This is a genomic window from Micromonospora sp. NPDC049359 (genome assembly GCF_044466585.1).
Taxonomy (GTDB): Bacteria; Actinomycetota; Actinomycetes; order Mycobacteriales; family Micromonosporaceae; genus Micromonospora.
This window is the reverse complement of the sequence record NZ_JBITMW010000006.1, coordinates 226858-242587: the sequence shown is the minus strand read 5'-3', so window position 1 is coordinate 242587 and position 15730 is coordinate 226858. Positions and strand designations below refer to the sequence as shown.

At 71.8% G+C, this 15730-nt stretch carries 12 protein-coding genes and 1 pseudogene; 5 read left to right on the top strand and 8 right to left on the bottom strand.

Features of this window, described 5'->3' with window-relative positions:
• Window positions 1–199: 199 nt before the first annotated feature.
• From ACIBTX_RS16565 to ACIBTX_RS16540, 6 genes are all read right to left on the bottom strand, one after another.
• Window positions 200–1165: a pyridoxal-phosphate dependent enzyme gene (locus tag ACIBTX_RS16565; protein WP_357127683.1), complete on the bottom strand. Its 966-nt coding sequence runs from the start codon at window positions 1163–1165 to the stop codon at window positions 200–202.
• Between the two features lie 11 nt (window positions 1166–1176).
• The gene (locus ACIBTX_RS16560; protein ID WP_357173030.1) at window positions 1177–1572 is read right to left on the bottom strand and encodes a MoaD/ThiS family protein; all 396 of its coding nucleotides are present in this window, start codon (window positions 1570–1572) and stop codon (window positions 1177–1179) included.
• 66 nt (window positions 1573–1638) lie between these two features.
• Window positions 1639–2127 (bottom strand): M67 family metallopeptidase, encoded by a 489-nt coding sequence (locus tag ACIBTX_RS16555; RefSeq protein ID WP_363660982.1) that lies wholly within the window; start codon window positions 2125–2127, stop codon window positions 1639–1641.
• Window positions 2128–2179: 52 nt separating this feature from the next.
• Window positions 2180–2674, bottom strand: a complete 495-nt coding sequence (locus ACIBTX_RS16550; RefSeq protein ID WP_357128035.1) for a DUF2017 domain-containing protein — start codon at window positions 2672–2674, stop codon at window positions 2180–2182.
• Between the two features lie 61 nt (window positions 2675–2735).
• Entirely contained in the window at window positions 2736–3026 is a 291-nt protein-coding gene (gene clpS, locus ACIBTX_RS16545) for an ATP-dependent Clp protease adapter ClpS (protein WP_039905549.1), read from the bottom strand.
• Between the two features lie 148 nt (window positions 3027–3174).
• The gene (locus ACIBTX_RS16540; protein ID WP_357127692.1) at window positions 3175–4725 is read right to left on the bottom strand and encodes a hypothetical protein; all 1551 of its coding nucleotides are present in this window, start codon (window positions 4723–4725) and stop codon (window positions 3175–3177) included.
• Window positions 4726–4922: 197 nt separating this feature from the next.
• Between ACIBTX_RS16540 and ACIBTX_RS16535 the strand changes: the two genes are divergently transcribed.
• From ACIBTX_RS16535 to ACIBTX_RS16520, 4 genes and pseudogenes are all read left to right on the top strand, one after another.
• Window positions 4923–7601, top strand: a complete 2679-nt coding sequence (locus tag ACIBTX_RS16535) for a LuxR C-terminal-related transcriptional regulator (protein WP_357127695.1) — start codon at window positions 4923–4925, stop codon at window positions 7599–7601.
• Window positions 7602–7617: 16 nt separating this feature from the next.
• Window positions 7618–8904 carry a nicotinate phosphoribosyltransferase gene (locus ACIBTX_RS16530; protein ID WP_357127698.1) on the top strand — a complete coding sequence of 429 codons (1287 nt, stop codon included), beginning with the start codon at window positions 7618–7620 and terminating at the stop codon, window positions 8902–8904.
• A 31-nt stretch (window positions 8905–8935) separates the two neighbouring features.
• On the top strand, window positions 8936–9517 hold the full coding sequence (locus tag ACIBTX_RS16525; protein ID WP_357173027.1) for a nicotinamidase: 582 nt from the start codon (window positions 8936–8938) through the stop codon (window positions 9515–9517).
• Between the two features lie 40 nt (window positions 9518–9557).
• Window positions 9558–10809: pseudogene (locus ACIBTX_RS16520) on the top strand (MFS transporter).
• Between the two features lie 474 nt (window positions 10810–11283).
• Here ACIBTX_RS16520 and ctaD read toward each other — a convergent pair.
• Together ctaD and ACIBTX_RS16510 are read right to left on the bottom strand one after the other, a co-directional pair.
• Window positions 11284–13041, bottom strand: a complete 1758-nt coding sequence (gene ctaD, locus ACIBTX_RS16515) for a cytochrome c oxidase subunit I (RefSeq protein ID WP_357127703.1) — start codon at window positions 13039–13041, stop codon at window positions 11284–11286.
• 130 nt (window positions 13042–13171) lie between these two features.
• Window positions 13172–14278 (bottom strand): FAD-dependent monooxygenase, encoded by a 1107-nt coding sequence (locus tag ACIBTX_RS16510; RefSeq protein ID WP_357127706.1) that lies wholly within the window; start codon window positions 14276–14278, stop codon window positions 13172–13174.
• 298 nt (window positions 14279–14576) lie between these two features.
• On the opposite strand from ACIBTX_RS16510, the gene ACIBTX_RS16505 reads away from it, so the two are divergent.
• Entirely contained in the window at window positions 14577–15701 is a 1125-nt protein-coding gene (locus ACIBTX_RS16505) for a cellulose binding domain-containing protein (protein ID WP_357127709.1), read from the top strand.
• Window positions 15702–15730 lie beyond the last annotated feature (29 nt).

Sequence of the window (15730 nt, the reverse complement as noted above, 5' to 3'; positions counted from 1 at the left end):
GTATCTCTGCCGGCGGTCGTACCGGCCATGATCTCTACCGACGCGTACGCCACGCTGCGCAGCCTACGCCGGGGTACCCGAGGACAAGAATCATCCGTTGGAAGTTGTCACGAACGTGACACACGCTCACGGCGAGCCGCGACGCGCGACGGGCCATCGACGCGTACGCCGACGGCCCGTTCGCGCAGGGACCCGGCCCTCAGGCCCAGAGCTGACCTTCCAGCGCGTCCTCGGCGTCGCCGAGGGTGCCGCCGTACGCGCCGGTGGACAGGTACTTCCAGCCGCCGTCGCACACCACGAACGCGACGTCGGCACGGCGGCCGGCGCGGACCGCCTCGTGGGCCACCGCCAGCGCGGCGTGCAGGATCGCGCCCGTGGAGAACCCGGCGAAGATGCCCTCCACCTCCACGAGCTGACGGGTGCGCAGCACCGCGTCCCGCGTGCCGACCGAGAAACGCCGGGACAGCACCGAGGCGTCGTACAGCTCCGGCACGTACCCCTCGTCAATGTTGCGCAGCCCGTAGACCAGCTCGCCGTAGCGCGGCTCGGCCGCCACGACCTGGATGCCCTCGACCTTTTCGCGCAGGTAGCGCCCGGTACCCATCAGGGTGCCGGTGGTGCCCAGTCCGGCCACGAAGTGCGTGATGGTGGGCAGGTCGTGCAGCAGCTCCGGGCCGGTCGTCTCGTAGTGCGCCCGCGCGTTGGCCTCGTTGCCGTACTGGTAGAGCATCACCCAGTCCGGGTGGTCGGCAGCGATCTGCTTGGCCGTCGCGACGGCCTGGTTCGAGCCGCCCGCCGCCTCCGAGAAGATGATTTCCGCCCCGTACATGCGGAGTAGTTGAACCCGCTCGGTCGAGACGTTCTCGGGCATCACGCAGACCAGCCGGTACCCGCGCAGCTTAGCCACCATGGCCAACGAGATACCGGTGTTGCCGCTGGTCGGCTCCAGGATTGTGTCACCAGCCCGGAGCCGGCCCGCCTCCTCCGCCGCGCGGACCATGAACATCGCCGCGCGGTCCTTGATGCTGCCCGTCGGGTTCCGGTCCTCCAGCTTGGCCCAGAGCCGCACCGGCGGCGCCCCGTCGGGCACCGTCGGGGAGAGCCGGGGCAGCCCGACGAGCGGCGTACCTCCGCACGCGTCGAGCAGGCTGTCGTACCGCGCCACGACGGCCGCCCTCAGTGAGCGGCGACGGCGTCGCGAGCCGCTGCCGCGCTGTCCTGGCTGATGCTGTGCGAACTGATCGCCGCTGCCGCGGCGCTGTGCGAGCTGATCGCCGCTGCCGCCGCGAAGCCGAACGCGCCGCCGGCCACGGCCGGCAGGATGGTCACGCTGTCGCCGTCGGAGAGCTTGGCGTCGAGCGCGCCGAGGAAGCGCACGTCCTCGTCGTTGACGTAGACGTTGACGAAGCGGTGCAGCGCGCCGGCGTCGGTGACCAGCCGGCCGCGCAGGCCGGCGTGCCGGGAGTCCAGGTCGGTGAGCAGGTCCGCCAGCGTGTCGCCGGCGCCCTCGACGACCTTGGCGCCGCCGGTGTAGCTACGCAGGATGGTGGGGATGCGAACTTCGATGGCCATGATGTCGTGCTCCTTGATCGGGTGTGCCAACGGTGACGGGAGGAAACGGGTGCGGACGCTGACGGGTCAGCGGCCGGAACACTCGTAGTCGACCGTCGCCGGGCTCTGCCCGAACATGTAGGACTGCACGGCGTGCGGGTCGACCCCGGCCTCCACGATCTGGACCGGCTCCTCGGCCACCACGCCGTCGACGATCCGGAACGAGCGGATCTCCTCCGAGTCGGGCTCGCGGGTCGAGACGAGCAGGTAGTGCGCGTTCGGCTCGCCGGCGAAGGACACGTCGGTACGCGACGGGTACGCCTCGGTCGCGGTGTGCGAGTGGTAGATGACCACCGGCTCCTCGTCGCGGTCGTCCATCTCCCGCCAGACGCGCAGGTGCTCCATCGAGTCGAACTCGTAGAAGGTCATCGACCGCGCGACATTGTCCATCGGGATGTGCCGGGTCGGGGTGTCGCTGCCGACGGCACCGGCGACGACGCCGCACGCCTCGTCGGGGTGGTCCCGGCGCGCGTGGGCGACGATCGCGTCGATGATCGACCGGTCGATGCTCAGCACGTGTACCAGCCTAACGCCTCCCAGGCAGGGCCTGAAGTGGCGCGGGTCACGCCTAGTCGATCAAGGCGTTGAGCAGCGACTCCTGGAGATATCCGAGATACGCGTAGACCGACAGTTGGAACACCCGGCTCGACCCCGGATCCTCGGTCACCGCGTCGTCCAACTCCTCGCCCAGGTCGGTGCCGTCCTTGATCTCCAGCCGCACACCCATCGCCAGCCGTGCGTCGTTGAGCGCCCTTAGCCACGCCTCGGCCGCCTCGGCGTCCAACCGCACCTCGCCGCCGGCATCGTCGGGCAGCGCGGCCAGGATCGCCCCGGCCTGGTCGATCTTCGCGGTCTTCAGGTCACCCTCGGTGTAGCGGCGGAACTCCGACGTGCTGGCCGCGTCCTCCGGGTACACCGCCGGGAACAGCCGGCCGACGACCGGGTCGGTGTGGTCGAAGCCGTCGGTGAGCAGACCGACCACCTCGGAGGCGACCTTGCGCAGCACCCGCACCTCGTCGACGGCGAAGGTGGCGACGTAGCGGCCCGCCTGCCGCCGGAACATGCTCACGATGCCAGCCCGGTTCGCGACTGCGGGGCTCGCAACCCCGGCTCACTCCTCGCGCTCACGAGCGATCCACCGTTGCCCAGAGCCCGTACGCGTGCAGCTGCGACGCGTCGTGCTCCATGCGCTCGCGGGCGCCCGTCGAGACCACGGCGCGGCCCTTGTGGTGCACGTCCAGCATGAGCTGCTCCGCCCTCTCCCGGCTGTAGCCGAACAGCTTCTGGAAGACCCAGGTCACGTACGTCATCAGGTTGACCGGGTCGTCCCACACGATCGTCACCCATTGCCGGTCGGGCGCCGGCACGTCGTCAGTGGCCGGCGTCTCGACCGGTGCAACCTGTGGAGCCGCCATGCCCCCCATCGTGCCACCGGTTTCCCGGAACCGAGGAACCGGAACGCCGGACGAATCCGGATCGCCCGTCGTGCCCGCCACGAAGCCGCCTCGCACCTCGGCGGAGGCGAGACGCGGAGCGAGGTCGAGCCGCACGGCGGGCACGCTCTCAGGCAAGCAGGATGCCGTGGTCGATCGCATCGGACAGCACCACGCCCAGCGAGAGACGGATCACCTCGAACCGCCGGGAGATCTCGCGGGCGAGCTCCAACTCGACCTCCCGAAGCGCCCGCTGCGACCAGGCCCGCGCCGCGCTGTGGTCGTCGTTTCCCGGGGTACGCCACTGCTGCCAGCATCCGCCGGAGAGCCCCACCGCGATCGGCGGAAGCACCTCGTCACGGGTTGCCGTCGGATAACCGGCGAGTGCGTCGATCGCCTCGACGCCGGTCAGTCCGGCCACTCCCGCCGTACTGGTGACCAGCAGAACCCGGTCCAGGTCGCGTCCCGTGCGGTGGTCGGCCAGGCCGTACTGGACGGCCGTGGCGATCCGCCGACGTACGCCCTCCGTGGGCGGCGTGCCGAGCACCTGGGCGGTGGTGTCCGACACGATGCCCCGCACCGCGCGGTCGCACTGCGCGGTGGCCAGCAGCGACAGTGCCGCCATCTCCCGGTCGAGCAGATCGGGAAGGCCGGCGCAGCCGACCCCGAAGACGATCTCCTGAACGGCCCGCAGATGGATGTTCGCCAGTTCCAGGGCCAGGTGCTGGCGGATCCGCTGGGCGCAGGAGCGGGCCTGCCGGTCGAGCCGTTCGGACCAGTCGCCCGGGTCGGCGGCCACCGCCACGCGGTCGTGCTGCCCCGGCAGCACGGGCGGTTCGGCGCTGGCCCGCTGCAACCCCTCGGTCGCCGACCACCCCACCAACGCCCGGCGCAGGTCGGCCGCGCTGTCGACGCCGTCGACCGGGAACCAGCGGGCGGCGGCCAGGTCGGGGACGGCGGCCAGCAGCGCCGCGCGGTGCGCCGCGACGGTCACCGCGACCGGGTCCACCTCCCCCGAACGGCCGGCCGCCGGCGGGACGGACGCCCCCGTGTCCTCCGTCGTCGCCGTGCCGTCGGCCAGCGGCGCCCAACCGGCCGTGCCGGGCGTCACCGCGAAGACGACCTCCACCGGGGCCGCGGCCACCTCGGCGAGCAGGTTCAACTCCTGGGCGGTGAACGCCTGGTCGGCCGCGATCACGAAGAGCAGCGCGCCGGCCCGGCCGACGGCGTCACGCAGCACCCGGACGCCGGCCACACCGAGCGCGCCGGTGTCCGGCGTGTCGATCAGGGTGAAGTGGCGCAGCAGCGGCTCGGGCACGCTCAGCTCGACCCGCCGGGGCGGGCGGGCCAGTGCCGGGCCGGCCGCGTCCCGGTCCGCGCCGTACGAGTGCGGCTGGCGGTAGCCCGGGACGAACGCCGCCCGCGTCGGCACCTTGGCGTGCCGGACCACCAGCCAACTGCCGGCCGGCACGGTGAGCATCACCGGGTCGAGTCCGACGAGGGTGGCGAGCACGGCACGCCGGTCAGCGCCGGCGGGACCGACGGCGACGACGCCGAGCGGCTCGTCCGACCGGGGATTGGAAACCTCAAGCTCGGTGGGCAACGGGGCGCAACTCGGCGGGTCGGCTGAGCTGGCCATGTCGCCGGGCGAGTCGAGCGAGGGGAGAGGGCCCTGCTGCATCGGGTGGCCTCCCGGAGCTGGCGACCGGCACGCCGGTCGGATGGAAATTCCGGTGACACTACCCGGATGCCCGAAGAGTACGTGTGGCCCGCCGACCAGGCGGAATACCGCAGGTACTCACCGGTAATTGTGCGACTACTCAACTTCGGTGCGTGACGGTGCGGGCGCGGACCGAACTCGATGGATATGCTGCGCGGATGAGTCGATGGAAGTTCGTCGGCCGGACCGATGAACTCAACCGCCTGCTGGCGGCGGTTACCGGCGAGGCCGGCCGAGGGCTCTTCTTCAGCGGCAGCGCCGGCATCGGCAAGAGCCGGCTGTTGCGGGAGGGCGTCAACACCCTGCCCACCGACCGGTACGCCATCTGGTCCATCGCCGCGAGCGCCACCACCGCGGCGCTGCCGTTCGGCGGGCTGGTGCAGGTCCTCCCGGCGGAGCAGCCACAGGGGCTCTCCCCCGCCGGCATCCTGCGCTGGGCGCTGGGCGTGCTGCAACAGCAGGCCGCCGGCCGGCGGATCGTGCTCGCCATCGACGACGCGCACCTGCTCGACCCGCCGTCCGCCGCGCTCGTGCACCTGGTCGCCCGCGCGGACAACGCCACCGTGGTCGGCACCCTGCGCGACGGCGAGCAGATCCCCCTGCCGATCCGCGCGCTGTGGACCGACGACCTGGTCGAGCACGTCGAGCTGACCCCGATGCCACCGTCGGAGACCGCCGGCCTGCTGGCCGCGATCCTGGGCGGGCCCGTCGACGCCAACTCCGCCGACCGGCTCGGGCGGCTGTCGGCCGGCAACCCGCTGCTGCTGCGCGAGCTGGTGCATGCCGCCAACGGCAGCGAGGAGTTGAAGCGCACCTACGGCCTCTGGAAGTGGACCGGGCGACTGGAGCTGGCGCCCAGCCTCACCGATCTGATCGACACCCGCGTCGGGCAGCTCACCGACGGCGTCCGTACGGTCGTCGAGCTGGTCGCCTTCGGCGAGCCGCTCGGCCTGCACCTGCTCAACCAGGCCGCCGAGCAGTCCGATGTGGAGTGCGCCGAGGAGCGTGGGCTGATCACCGTCGTCCAGCACGACCGGCGGACGAACGTACGCCTGGCGCACCCGCTCTACGGCGAGGTGATGCGCCGCCGATGCCCGGTCAGCCGCACCCGACGCCTCCAGGCGCACCTCGCCGAACTGCTGGAGCAGGTCGGCAAGCGCCGCCGCGACGACCTGCTGCGGGTGGCGGTCTGGCGGCTCGACTCCGGCACCGCGCAGGACGCCGCCCTGCTCGTGGACGCCGCGATGCAGGCGTTCACCCGGTACGACGTACCGTTGGCGACCCGCCTGGCCCGGGCCGCGCTGCACGCTGACGGCGGCTCGGACGCGGCGGAGCTGCTGGCCACCATCCTGATGTTCGCCGACCGACCGGACGAGGCGCTCAGCGTTCTCGACGCGGTGACCCTGGAGCCCGGCGACGAGCGCCGCCTCTGCCGATGGCTGACCGTCCGCGGCATGGTCAGCTACTGGGGGCTCAGTCGGGAGTCCACGGTGGAGGAGATCGCGAGCCGCGTCGAGCAACTCGGCGACTCCGCCGACCGGGCCCGGGTGCACGCCTTCGAGGCGATCATGCGGCTGCACCGACTGGACACGGCAACCGCCGTACGGCTCAGCCAGACCGTGCTCGACCGGCCCGCGGCCAGCATCGCCGCCCGCGAGCTGGCCCGCAGCACCATCGCGTACGTCCAGGCCGCCGAGGGTCAGCTGACGCGCAGCGGCGCGGCCATCGCGCAGGTGCACTCGGCCGCGGCGAGTTGGCGCACCGACATGCCGTACCTGCAACTGGCCCTGGAGTTGGCGCGCGGCACCCGGCTCATGCTCACCGGCGATCTCGTCGGGATCGACGCGATCGTGGCCGACGAGTTCGCCGACCTCGCGGGGGCCGGTGACTTCCGGCTCGGCACCGGCTACCTGGCGATCCTGGCGGCGTACGCCGCGCGGCTGCGGGGTCAGAGTGACGCGGCCATGCGTACCTCGTTGGGTGCCTGCGCGGTGCTGGCCACCAGCCGGGTCTACGCGGGCCTGGCCCAGGCCGAACGGGCCCAGGCGGCGGCGCTGCGCGGCGACGCGGCGCAGGCCACCGAGGCGATGGCCGAGGCCGACCGCACCCACGCGCCGGGGATGGCGGTGCTCTACCCGTGGTTGGAACAGGCCCGGGGCGCGGTGCTGGCCGTGTCGGGTGACCTGCCGGGCGCGGTGAAGCACCTCGGCGACCTGGCCGACCGGCTTCGCGCCGACGGCTTCGCCGGGCACGAGGTGCACGTCCTGCACGATCTGGTCCGGCTGGACCAGGCCGGTGCGCCGATCGGCCCCACCTGCTCCGACGGCGGGCGGCGGACCGTGGCGCAGCGCCTCGCCGAACTGTCCGAGCGGGTGGACGGGGTGTTGCCGCCGCTGCTGGCCCGGCACGCCCGTGCTGCGGTGACCGACTCGGCGGCGGACCTGCTGTCGGTCGCCGACGACTACGCCGCGCTGGAGCTGACCGTGTACGCCGCCGAGGCCACCGCCCAGGCCCTGCACCGGCTGCGTCAGCAGCACTCGGTGGTGGCCGGCGAGGCACGCGAACGGCTCGCGGGGCTGCTCGGGCGGTGCAACCTGATCCGGACGCCGGCGCTACGGGCCGGAGCGCCGGTGCTGACCGAACGCGAGTGGCAGGTGGCGCGCCTCGCCGTGCACGGCGCGACCAGCAGGGCCATCGCCGAACGGCTGTACCTCTCCGCCCGCACGGTGGAGAACCACCTCCAGCGGATCTACACCAAACTCGGCGTGACCGGCCGGGCCGAGTTGTGGGCCGCGCTGCGGTCGATCCCGGGCCACGAGGGCGACGACTCGGCCTGAACCTTAGGCTGGGACGGTGAGCACCCTCCGCCCCGCGCTGCTGACCGACCACTACGAGCTGACCATGGTCAGCGCGGCACTCAAGGACGGCACCGCCGACCGCCGCTGCGTCTTCGAGGTGTTCAGCCGCCGGCTGCCCAGCGGCCGACGCTACGGCGTGGTCGCCGGCACCGCGCGACTGATCGAGCTGATCCGCGACTTCCGGTTCGATCCGGCCGAGGTCGACTTCCTGCGTCGCACCGGGGTGGTCGACGACGCGGCGGCAGCCTGGCTCACCGACTACCGCTTCACGGGCGACATCGACGGGTACGCCGAGGGTGAGCTGTTCTTCCCCGGGTCGCCGATCCTGACCGTCTCCGGCGGCTTCGCCGAGTGTGTGGTGCTGGAGACGGTGGCGCTCTCCGTGCTCAACCACGACTGCGCGGTGGCGGCCGCCGCGGCGCGGATGGTCACCGCCGCCCGGGGCCGCGCCCTGATCGAGATGGGGTCACGTCGGGCCCACGAGGAGGCGGCCGTGGCGGCGGCGCGCGCCGCGTACCTGGCCGGTTTCCGGTTCACCTCCAACCTCGCCGCGGGCGAGCGCTACGGCATCCCCACCGCGGGTACGGCGGCGCACGCGTTCACGCTGCTGCACGACGACGAGCGGGCGGCCTTCGCCTCGCAGGTCGCCACGCTGGGCAAGGACACCACGCTGCTGGTCGACACGTACGACATCTCGCAGGGCATCCGCAACGCCATCGCGGTGGCCGGACCGGAGCTGCGGGCGGTCCGGATCGACTCGGGTGACCTGGCGGTGATCGCGCAGCAGTCCCGGGAACTGCTCGACTCCCTGGGCGCGACCGAGACCAAGATCATCGTTTCGGGCGACCTGGACGAGTACTCGATCGCGGCGCTGGCCGCCGAGCCCGTCGACATGTACGGCGCGGGTACGGCCGTCGTCACCGGCTCCGGAGCGCCCACGGCAGGGCTGGTCTACAAGCTCGTCGAGGTCGACGGCCGGCCGGTGGTGAAGCGGTCCGAGCACAAGGCCACCATCGGGGGGCGCAAGGTGGCGGTTCGCCGACACAAGCCCACCGGCACCGCCACGGAAGAGATCATCGTCCCGCAGGGCGTGCCCGACCGGCAGGCCAACGACCGGGTGCTCCAGCGCTCGTACGTGGTCGACGGCGAGCCCGTGGCCCTGCCGACCCTCGATGAGTCCCGGGAACACCTGCGCGAGTGCCTCATCTCCATCCCGTGGGAGGGGTTGAAGCTCTCCGCCGGCGACCCCGCCGTGCCGGTCACCGTCGTACCCGCCGGCTGAGCCCGCCGATCCGACCTCGAAGGGACCCCCGATGGCCAACGCGCTGATCATCGTGGATGTGCAGAACGACTTCTGTGAGGGCGGCTCGCTGGCCGTCCCGGGTGGGGCCGGGGTGGCCGCCGGGATCTCCCGGCTGCTCGCCAGCGAGCCGGGCCGGTGGCGGCACGTGGTCGCCACGAAGGATTACCACGTCGATCCGGGGGCGCACTTCGGCGATCCGCCGGACTTCGTGGAGTCCTGGCCGCGGCACTGCGTGGTCGGCACCAGCGGCTCGGAGTTCCACCCGGAGCTGGAGACCGGACGGGTCGAGGCGATCTTCCACAAGGGCGAGCACGCCGCCGCGTACTCCGGCTTCGAGGGCCACGCCGACGACGGCGAGTGCCTGGCCGACTGGCTGCGCCGGCACGACGTGGACACCGTCGATGTGGTCGGCATCGCCACCGACCACTGCGTCCGCGCCACCGCGCTCGACGCCGCCCGGGAGGGCTTCGCCACCACGGTCCTGCTGGAACTGACCGCCGCGGTCGCCCCGGAGACCACCGACGTAGCGCTGCGCGCGATGGACGGCGCCGGCGTGGTCCTGCACGGTGAGCCTGTGATCAGGGCCGCATGAGGCGCTAATTGGTTGGCCAACGGTCCGCGACCCGTCGAGGATGTCGCCGGAGGTACGGACCAACGTGAACATCAAGCCTTACCGGACCGCGCTCGCCCTGCCCGGCCTGCGGTCGCTGCTGCTGGTCGCCGTCCTCGCCCGCATCCCGCTCACGGCCACCGGGGTCACCCTGACCTTCCACGTGGTGCTCGACCTCGACCGGGGTTACGGCGCGGCGGGCCTGGTGGGCGCCGCCATCACGATCGGCGCGGCGATCGGCGGCCCGCTGCTCGGCCGCCTGGTCGACCGGCGCGGCCTGCGTCCGGTGCTGGTCCTCACCGGGATCGCCGAGGCGGTGTTCTGGGTCACCGCGCCCTCGCTGGCGTACCCGCTGCTGCTGCCGGCCGCCTTCGTGGCCGGCTCACTGGCCCTGCCGATCTTCTCAGTGGTCCGCCAGTCGATCGCCGCGCTGGTCCCGGAAGATCAACGGCGGCCGGCGTACGCGCTGGACTCCATGTCCGTCGAGCTGTCCTTCATGATCGGTCCGGCGCTGGCGGTGGCCCTGGTCACCGCGATCTCGGCGCAGACCACCATGTACCTCGTCGGTGGCGGCATCGTCGCCGCCGGGGCCGCGCTGTGGCTGCTGAACCCGCCGATTCGGGGCGCGGCCGAGCCGGTCGGCCCACAACGCCAGGTGTCCCGCCGGGAGTGGCTGACGCCCCGGCTGCTCGCCGTACTGGCGCTCAGCACCGCCGCCACCCTGGTCCTCGGGGGTTACCGACGTCGCGGTGGTCGCCGTCCTGCGGGCCAGCGGCGAGGCCGGCTGGACCGGCGTCGTCCTGGCCGGCTGGGCGATCGCCTCCCTGGTCGGCGGCTTCGCCTACGGGGCCGTGCACCGCTCGCTGTCGCCGCTGGCGCTCACCGCGGCGCTCGCGCTCTGCACCATCCCGGTCGGGCTGGGCGGCGCACACTGGTGGCTGCTCTCTCTCGCGCTGATCCCGGCCGGCGCGCTCTGCGCGCCGACCATCGCGGCCTCCGCCGACGCCGTCAGCCGGCTCGCCCCGGCCGGGGTACGCGGTGAGGCGATGGGCCTGCACGGCTCGGCCGTCACCGTCGGCATCGCGGTCGGCGCGCCACTCGCCGGCGCGGTCATCGACGCCAGCGCGCCACTGTGGGGCTTCGTGGTGACGGGGGCGCTCGGCGCGCTGGTCACCCTGATCGTGCTCCCCATCGAGCTGCGCCGCCGTCGTAACGCCACCACCCACCCCCCGACGACACCAACCGAGCAGGAACTAGCCGCCACAACCCGCTAGCACCCGGCACCCCCCGCACCCCGCACGCCCGGCACCCCGCACGCCCGGCACCCCGCACGCCCGGCACCCCGCACGCCCGGCACCCCGCACCCCGGCACCCCGGCACCCCGGCACCCCGGCACCCCGGCACCCCGGCACCCCGGCACCAAGATCCGCGCAACTTACCTGATGTTGCTGCTTCGAGAGCGCGGGAAGCAGCAACATCCCTGATGTTGCGCGGATCTTGCCCTTGAGTGCGCTCGCGAACAGGAAGCCCTGCCCCTCCCCGCGCCGATCTTGCACAAACTGTCGCCGTTTTGCCCACTTCACCCCTTTGGCCGCGACAGAAAGTGCAAGATCGGCGCGGAGCGGGGTGCGGCGCGGGTGCGCTGGGCCGAGCGACGCGCGGAGTGCGCGGGGCTGGGGGGTAACGCGACGGGCGCCGCTCCCGGTGGTCCCGGGGGGCGGCGCCCGTCGTGCTGGTTCGGTCGAGCGTCAGTGCCGGTCGAGGTTGCTGGCGGTGTCCTCGGTGTAGGTGGCGCCGCCGTCCGACTCGCTGGTGAGCGGCTTGGCGCCACCCTCCGGCGGGCCGGCCACGCTCTGGCCGGCGGCCAGCTCCGGGAACTTCGCGTCGAACGCCGGCCGCTCGGAGCGGATGCGCGGCATCCGGTCGAAGTTGCGCAGCGGCGGCGGGCTGCTGGTCGCCCACTCCAGCGAGTTGCCGTGACCCCAGGGGTCGTTCACCTCGACCACGGGACCGGTCTTGTACGACTTCCAGCAGTTGTAGATGAACGGCAGCGTGGAGATACCGGTGATGAACGCGCCGATCGTGGAGATCGTGTTCAGCGTGGTGAACCCGTCGCCGGGCAGGTAGTCGGCGTACCGACGGGGCATGCCCTCGGCGCCGAGCCAGTGCTGCACCAGGAAGGTGGTGTGGAAGCCGATCATGGTGAGCCAGAAGTGCACCTTGCCCAGGCGCTCGTCGAGCATCCGGCCGAACATCTTCGGGAACCAGAAGTAGATGCCGGCGAAGACCGCGAACACGATGGTGCCGAAGAGCACGTAGTGGAAGTGCGCCACCACGAAGTACGAGTCCGACACGTGGAAGTCGAGCGGCGGGCTGGCCAGCAGCACGCCGGTGAGACCACCGAAGAGGAAGGTGACCAGGAAGCCGACCGCCCAGAGCATGGGCGTCTCGAAGCTGATCTGGCCCCGCCACATGGTGCCGATCCAGTTGAAGAACTTCATACCGGTGGGCACCGCGATCAGGTAGCTCAGGAAGCTGAAGAACGGCAGCAGCACCTGGCCGGTGGCGAACATGTGGTGCGCCCAGACGCTCATCGACAGCGCGGCGATGGAGATGGTCGCGGCGACCAGGCCCTTGTAGCCGAAGATCGGCTTGCGGGAGAAGACCGGGATGATCTCGCTGATGATGCCGAAGAACGGCAGCGCGACGATGTACACCTCGGGGTGCCCGAAGAACCAGAACAGGTGCTGCCAGAGCATCGGCCCGCCGGTGGCGGGGTCGTACACGTGGGCGCCGATCATGCGGTCTGCGGCGAGCGCGAACAGCGCGGCGGCCAGCAGCGGGAAGACCAGGATCACCAGGAGGCTGGTGACCAGGATGTTCCAGGTGAAGATCGGCATCCGGAACATGGTCATGCCGGGCGCGCGCAGGGTGAGCACCGTGGTGATCATGTTCACCGCGCCGAGGATCGTGCCCAGGCCGGAGATGGCCAGACCCATGATCCACATGTTGGCGCCGACGCCGGGCGAGTTCTCGACGCTGCTCAGCGGCGAGTACGCGAACCAGCCGAAGTCGGCGGCGCCGCCCGGGGTGATGAAGCCGGCGGTCGCGATCGTGCCGCCGAACAGGTACAGCCAGTAGGCGAAGCTGTTCAGGCGGGGGAAGGAGACGTCGGGCGCGCCGATCTGGATCGGCACGATGTAGTTCGCGAAGGCGAACACGATCGGCGTCGCGAAGAACAGCAGCATGATCGTGCCGTGCATCGTGAAGAGCTGGTTGTACTGCTCGGGCGACAGGAACTGCAGCCCGGGTCGGGCCAGCTCAGCCCGCATGATCAGGGCCATCACGCCACCGATCAGGAAGAACACGAATGCGGTGATCATGTACATGATCCCGATCTGCTTCGCGTCCGTGGTTCGCAGCAGCCGCGCGATGGCCGACCCCTTGACCGGCTCCCGGACCGGCCAGGGCCGGGTCACGACCGGCTTGGGTGCGACGGTGGTCACGAGTGGCCTCCGGTTCTCGGTTGTCCCGCTCGGCTCACGCTGTTTATCGGCGGGCCGTCATCCGCAAGGAGGATAGTCCCCGGCAGGTCGCAGCGCCGCGTGGGGTGGCGTGACACGATCTACAACGGGCCTACAGCGGGCCGACCAGTAGCCGGTAGTGCTCCCCGAAGATCCGGCCGCCGCGTCCGCGCAGCAGCGGGTCGCGCAGCGCCGGCGGGACGTCCCGGGTCCGGTTGCGGTCCCGGGTCCGGTCGGCCACCCATCGGGTACGCGGGCGACGACGACTCTCGTACGCCATCAGCGCCGCCTCGACGCTGCCGGCCGCGCGCAGTGATTCGGCCAGCACCACGGCGTCCTCGAGGGCCATCGCCGCTCCCTGCGACAGGGTGGGCGCGGTGGCGTGGGCGGCGTCGCCGACCAGCAGCACCCTCCCCCGGTGCCAGCGACCCAGCTCGACCTCGTCGGTGATCCCGACGTCCACCCGGTCGAGTGTGTCGAGCACCTCGGGCACCGGGCCCCGGTAGTCGGCGAAGAGTTCCCGCAGCCGGGCCAGCGGGTCCGCGGGCGGCTCGGTGCCCACCTCGTCGGCGTAGCAGTGCAGCCGGCCCTCCCCGATCGGCACGAGCAGCAGGCCGCAGCGCTGCCCCAGCAGCGCGGTCCAGTCGGTGACGGCCGGACCGTCGCGCAGGACGGCCCGGTAGACGACGTGCCCGGCCGGGCGGGGTGGCCCGCCGAGCGCGGCCAGGGTCCGGACCGACGATCGCGGTCCGTCGGCGCCGATGACCAGGTCGTACTCGGTGCGGGTGCCGTCCGTGAAGGTGACGCCGACGGCGCCCGGCAGCAGCTCCAGGGTGCGGACCTCGGCGCCGTGGCGGACGGCGCCGCCGGCGCCGCTGAGCAGGACCCGGTGCAGGTCGCTCCGGGGCAGCGCCCGGCACTCCCCGACGCCGGCCCAGAGCGCGTCCAGGTCGACCTGGCAGAGCGGGGCCCCGGATGCGTCGAAGAAGCGCTGCCGGTGGATCACCTGCCCGAGCGGGCGGACGGGATCGTGCAGGTCCAGCCGGTGCAGCGCGCGGGCGGCGTTGCCGGGCAGGTAGAGGCCGACATCGGTCGACTCTCCCGCCGGCAGCTTGTCGGTCACATCCGGCCGGAAGCCCGCCAGGCGCAGGGCCCGGGCCACGGCCAGGCCGGCGATGCCCGCGCCGACGATGAGGATGCGCAGGGGGGAGCTACGCATGGTGGTGTACGCCTCCGGAGGGGAACGGCACGCGTTGGAGGCAACACGCTACTCGGAGCGATCGACGCACACCAGAGCCGATCGGCCCGGCGCGAACCGCTCGCCGTCGGCCGCTGCCGCTGACCGGGAGGTGGGCTGACAGCCGACCGGAGGGGCATGGCAATCCTCACAATTCGCCAGTTTGACGCATGCGGTTGCGCCACAGTTTCAGACATGTAAATGTGTCGTTGAGCGTGGGAGCGCTCCCGCACCACCCCACCACAGCCGGCGCCCAGCTTGCGCCGAGTCAAGGAGCGTCATGAAGCGTCACCTTCGAGCCCTGGCCGCCGCCGGGCTGCTGCTCACCAGTTCCCTCGTGGCCGTGGCCTTCGGCGGCAGCGCCTCCGCCGACACCCTGATCTGCGAGCAGTACGGCTCCACCGTGATCCAGGGCCGCTACGTGGTGCAGAACAACCGGTGGGGCACGACCGCCCAGCAGTGCATCAACGCCACCAGCAACGGCTTCGAGATCACCACGCTGAACGGCAGCAGCCCCACCAATGGCGCGCCCACGGCGTACCCCTCGATCTTCTTCGGCTGTCACTACACCAACTGCTCCCCCGGCACGAACCTGCCGATCCAGGTGTCGCAGATCAGCAGCGCCACCAGCAGCATCAGCTACCGGTACGTGAGCGGCGCGACCTACAACGCCTCGTACGACATCTGGCTGGACCCGTCACCCAAGCGGGACGGCGTGAACCAGATGGAGATCATGATCTGGCTCAACCGCCAGGGCCCGATCCAGCCCATCGGCTCGGTGGTCGGCACGACGAACCTGGCCGGCCGGACCTGGGAGGTCTGGCGCGGCAGCAACGGCTCCAACAACGTCATCTCGTACGTCGCGCAGTCCACGACCTCCAGCCTGAACTTCAGCGTCATGGACTTCGTCAACGACACCCGCAACCGGGGCGCGATCACGAACTCCTGGTACCTGACGAGCATCCAGGCCGGCTTCGAGCCGTGGCAGGGCGGCGTCGGGCTCGCGGTGACCTCGTTCTCGGCCAACGTCAACGGCGGCGGCAACCCCACCAACCCGCCGCCGACCACCCCGCCGCCGGGCGGCACCTCGGGCTGCGCGGTCAAGTACACGGCCAACTCGTGGAACAACGGCTTCACCGCCGACGTGCAGATCACCAACACCGGGTCCAGCGCGATCAACGGCTGGACGCTGAACTACAACCTGCCCGGCGGGCAGACGGTCACCAACGCCTGGAACGCGACGGTCAGCCAGAGCGGATCCGCGGTGACCGCCCGAAACGTGAGCCACAACGGGTCGCTCGCCCCCGGCGGCACGGCCAGCTTCGGCTACCAGGGGACGCTGAACGGGTCGTACTCGTCCCCGAGCAGCTTCTCGCTGAACGGCAGGAGCTGTACGCGTAACTGAGTCGACGGCACAACGGCGGGGCGCGACCG

Excerpts from the sequence above, each read along its gene's own strand:
- ACIBTX_RS16560 (WP_357173030.1), bottom strand. The coding sequence starts at position 1,572 with ATGGCCATCGAAGTTCGCATCCCCACCATCCTGCGTAGCTACACCGGC.
- ACIBTX_RS16550 (WP_357128035.1), bottom strand. The coding sequence starts at position 2,674 with ATGTTCCGGCGGCAGGCGGGCCGCTACGTCGCCACCTTCGCCGTCGAC.
- clpS (WP_039905549.1), bottom strand. The coding sequence starts at position 3,026 with ATGGCGGCTCCACAGGTTGCACCGGTCGAGACGCCGGCCACTGACGAC.
- ACIBTX_RS16540 (WP_357127692.1), bottom strand. The coding sequence starts at position 4,725 with ATGCAGCAGGGCCCTCTCCCCTCGCTCGACTCGCCCGGCGACATGGCC.
- ACIBTX_RS16535 (WP_357127695.1), top strand. The coding sequence starts at position 4,923 with ATGAGTCGATGGAAGTTCGTCGGCCGGACCGATGAACTCAACCGCCTG.
- ACIBTX_RS16525 (WP_357173027.1), top strand. The coding sequence starts at position 8,936 with ATGGCCAACGCGCTGATCATCGTGGATGTGCAGAACGACTTCTGTGAG.
- ACIBTX_RS16510 (WP_357127706.1), bottom strand. The coding sequence starts at position 14,278 with ATGCGTAGCTCCCCCCTGCGCATCCTCATCGTCGGCGCGGGCATCGCC.
- ACIBTX_RS16505 (WP_357127709.1), top strand. The coding sequence starts at position 14,577 with ATGAAGCGTCACCTTCGAGCCCTGGCCGCCGCCGGGCTGCTGCTCACC.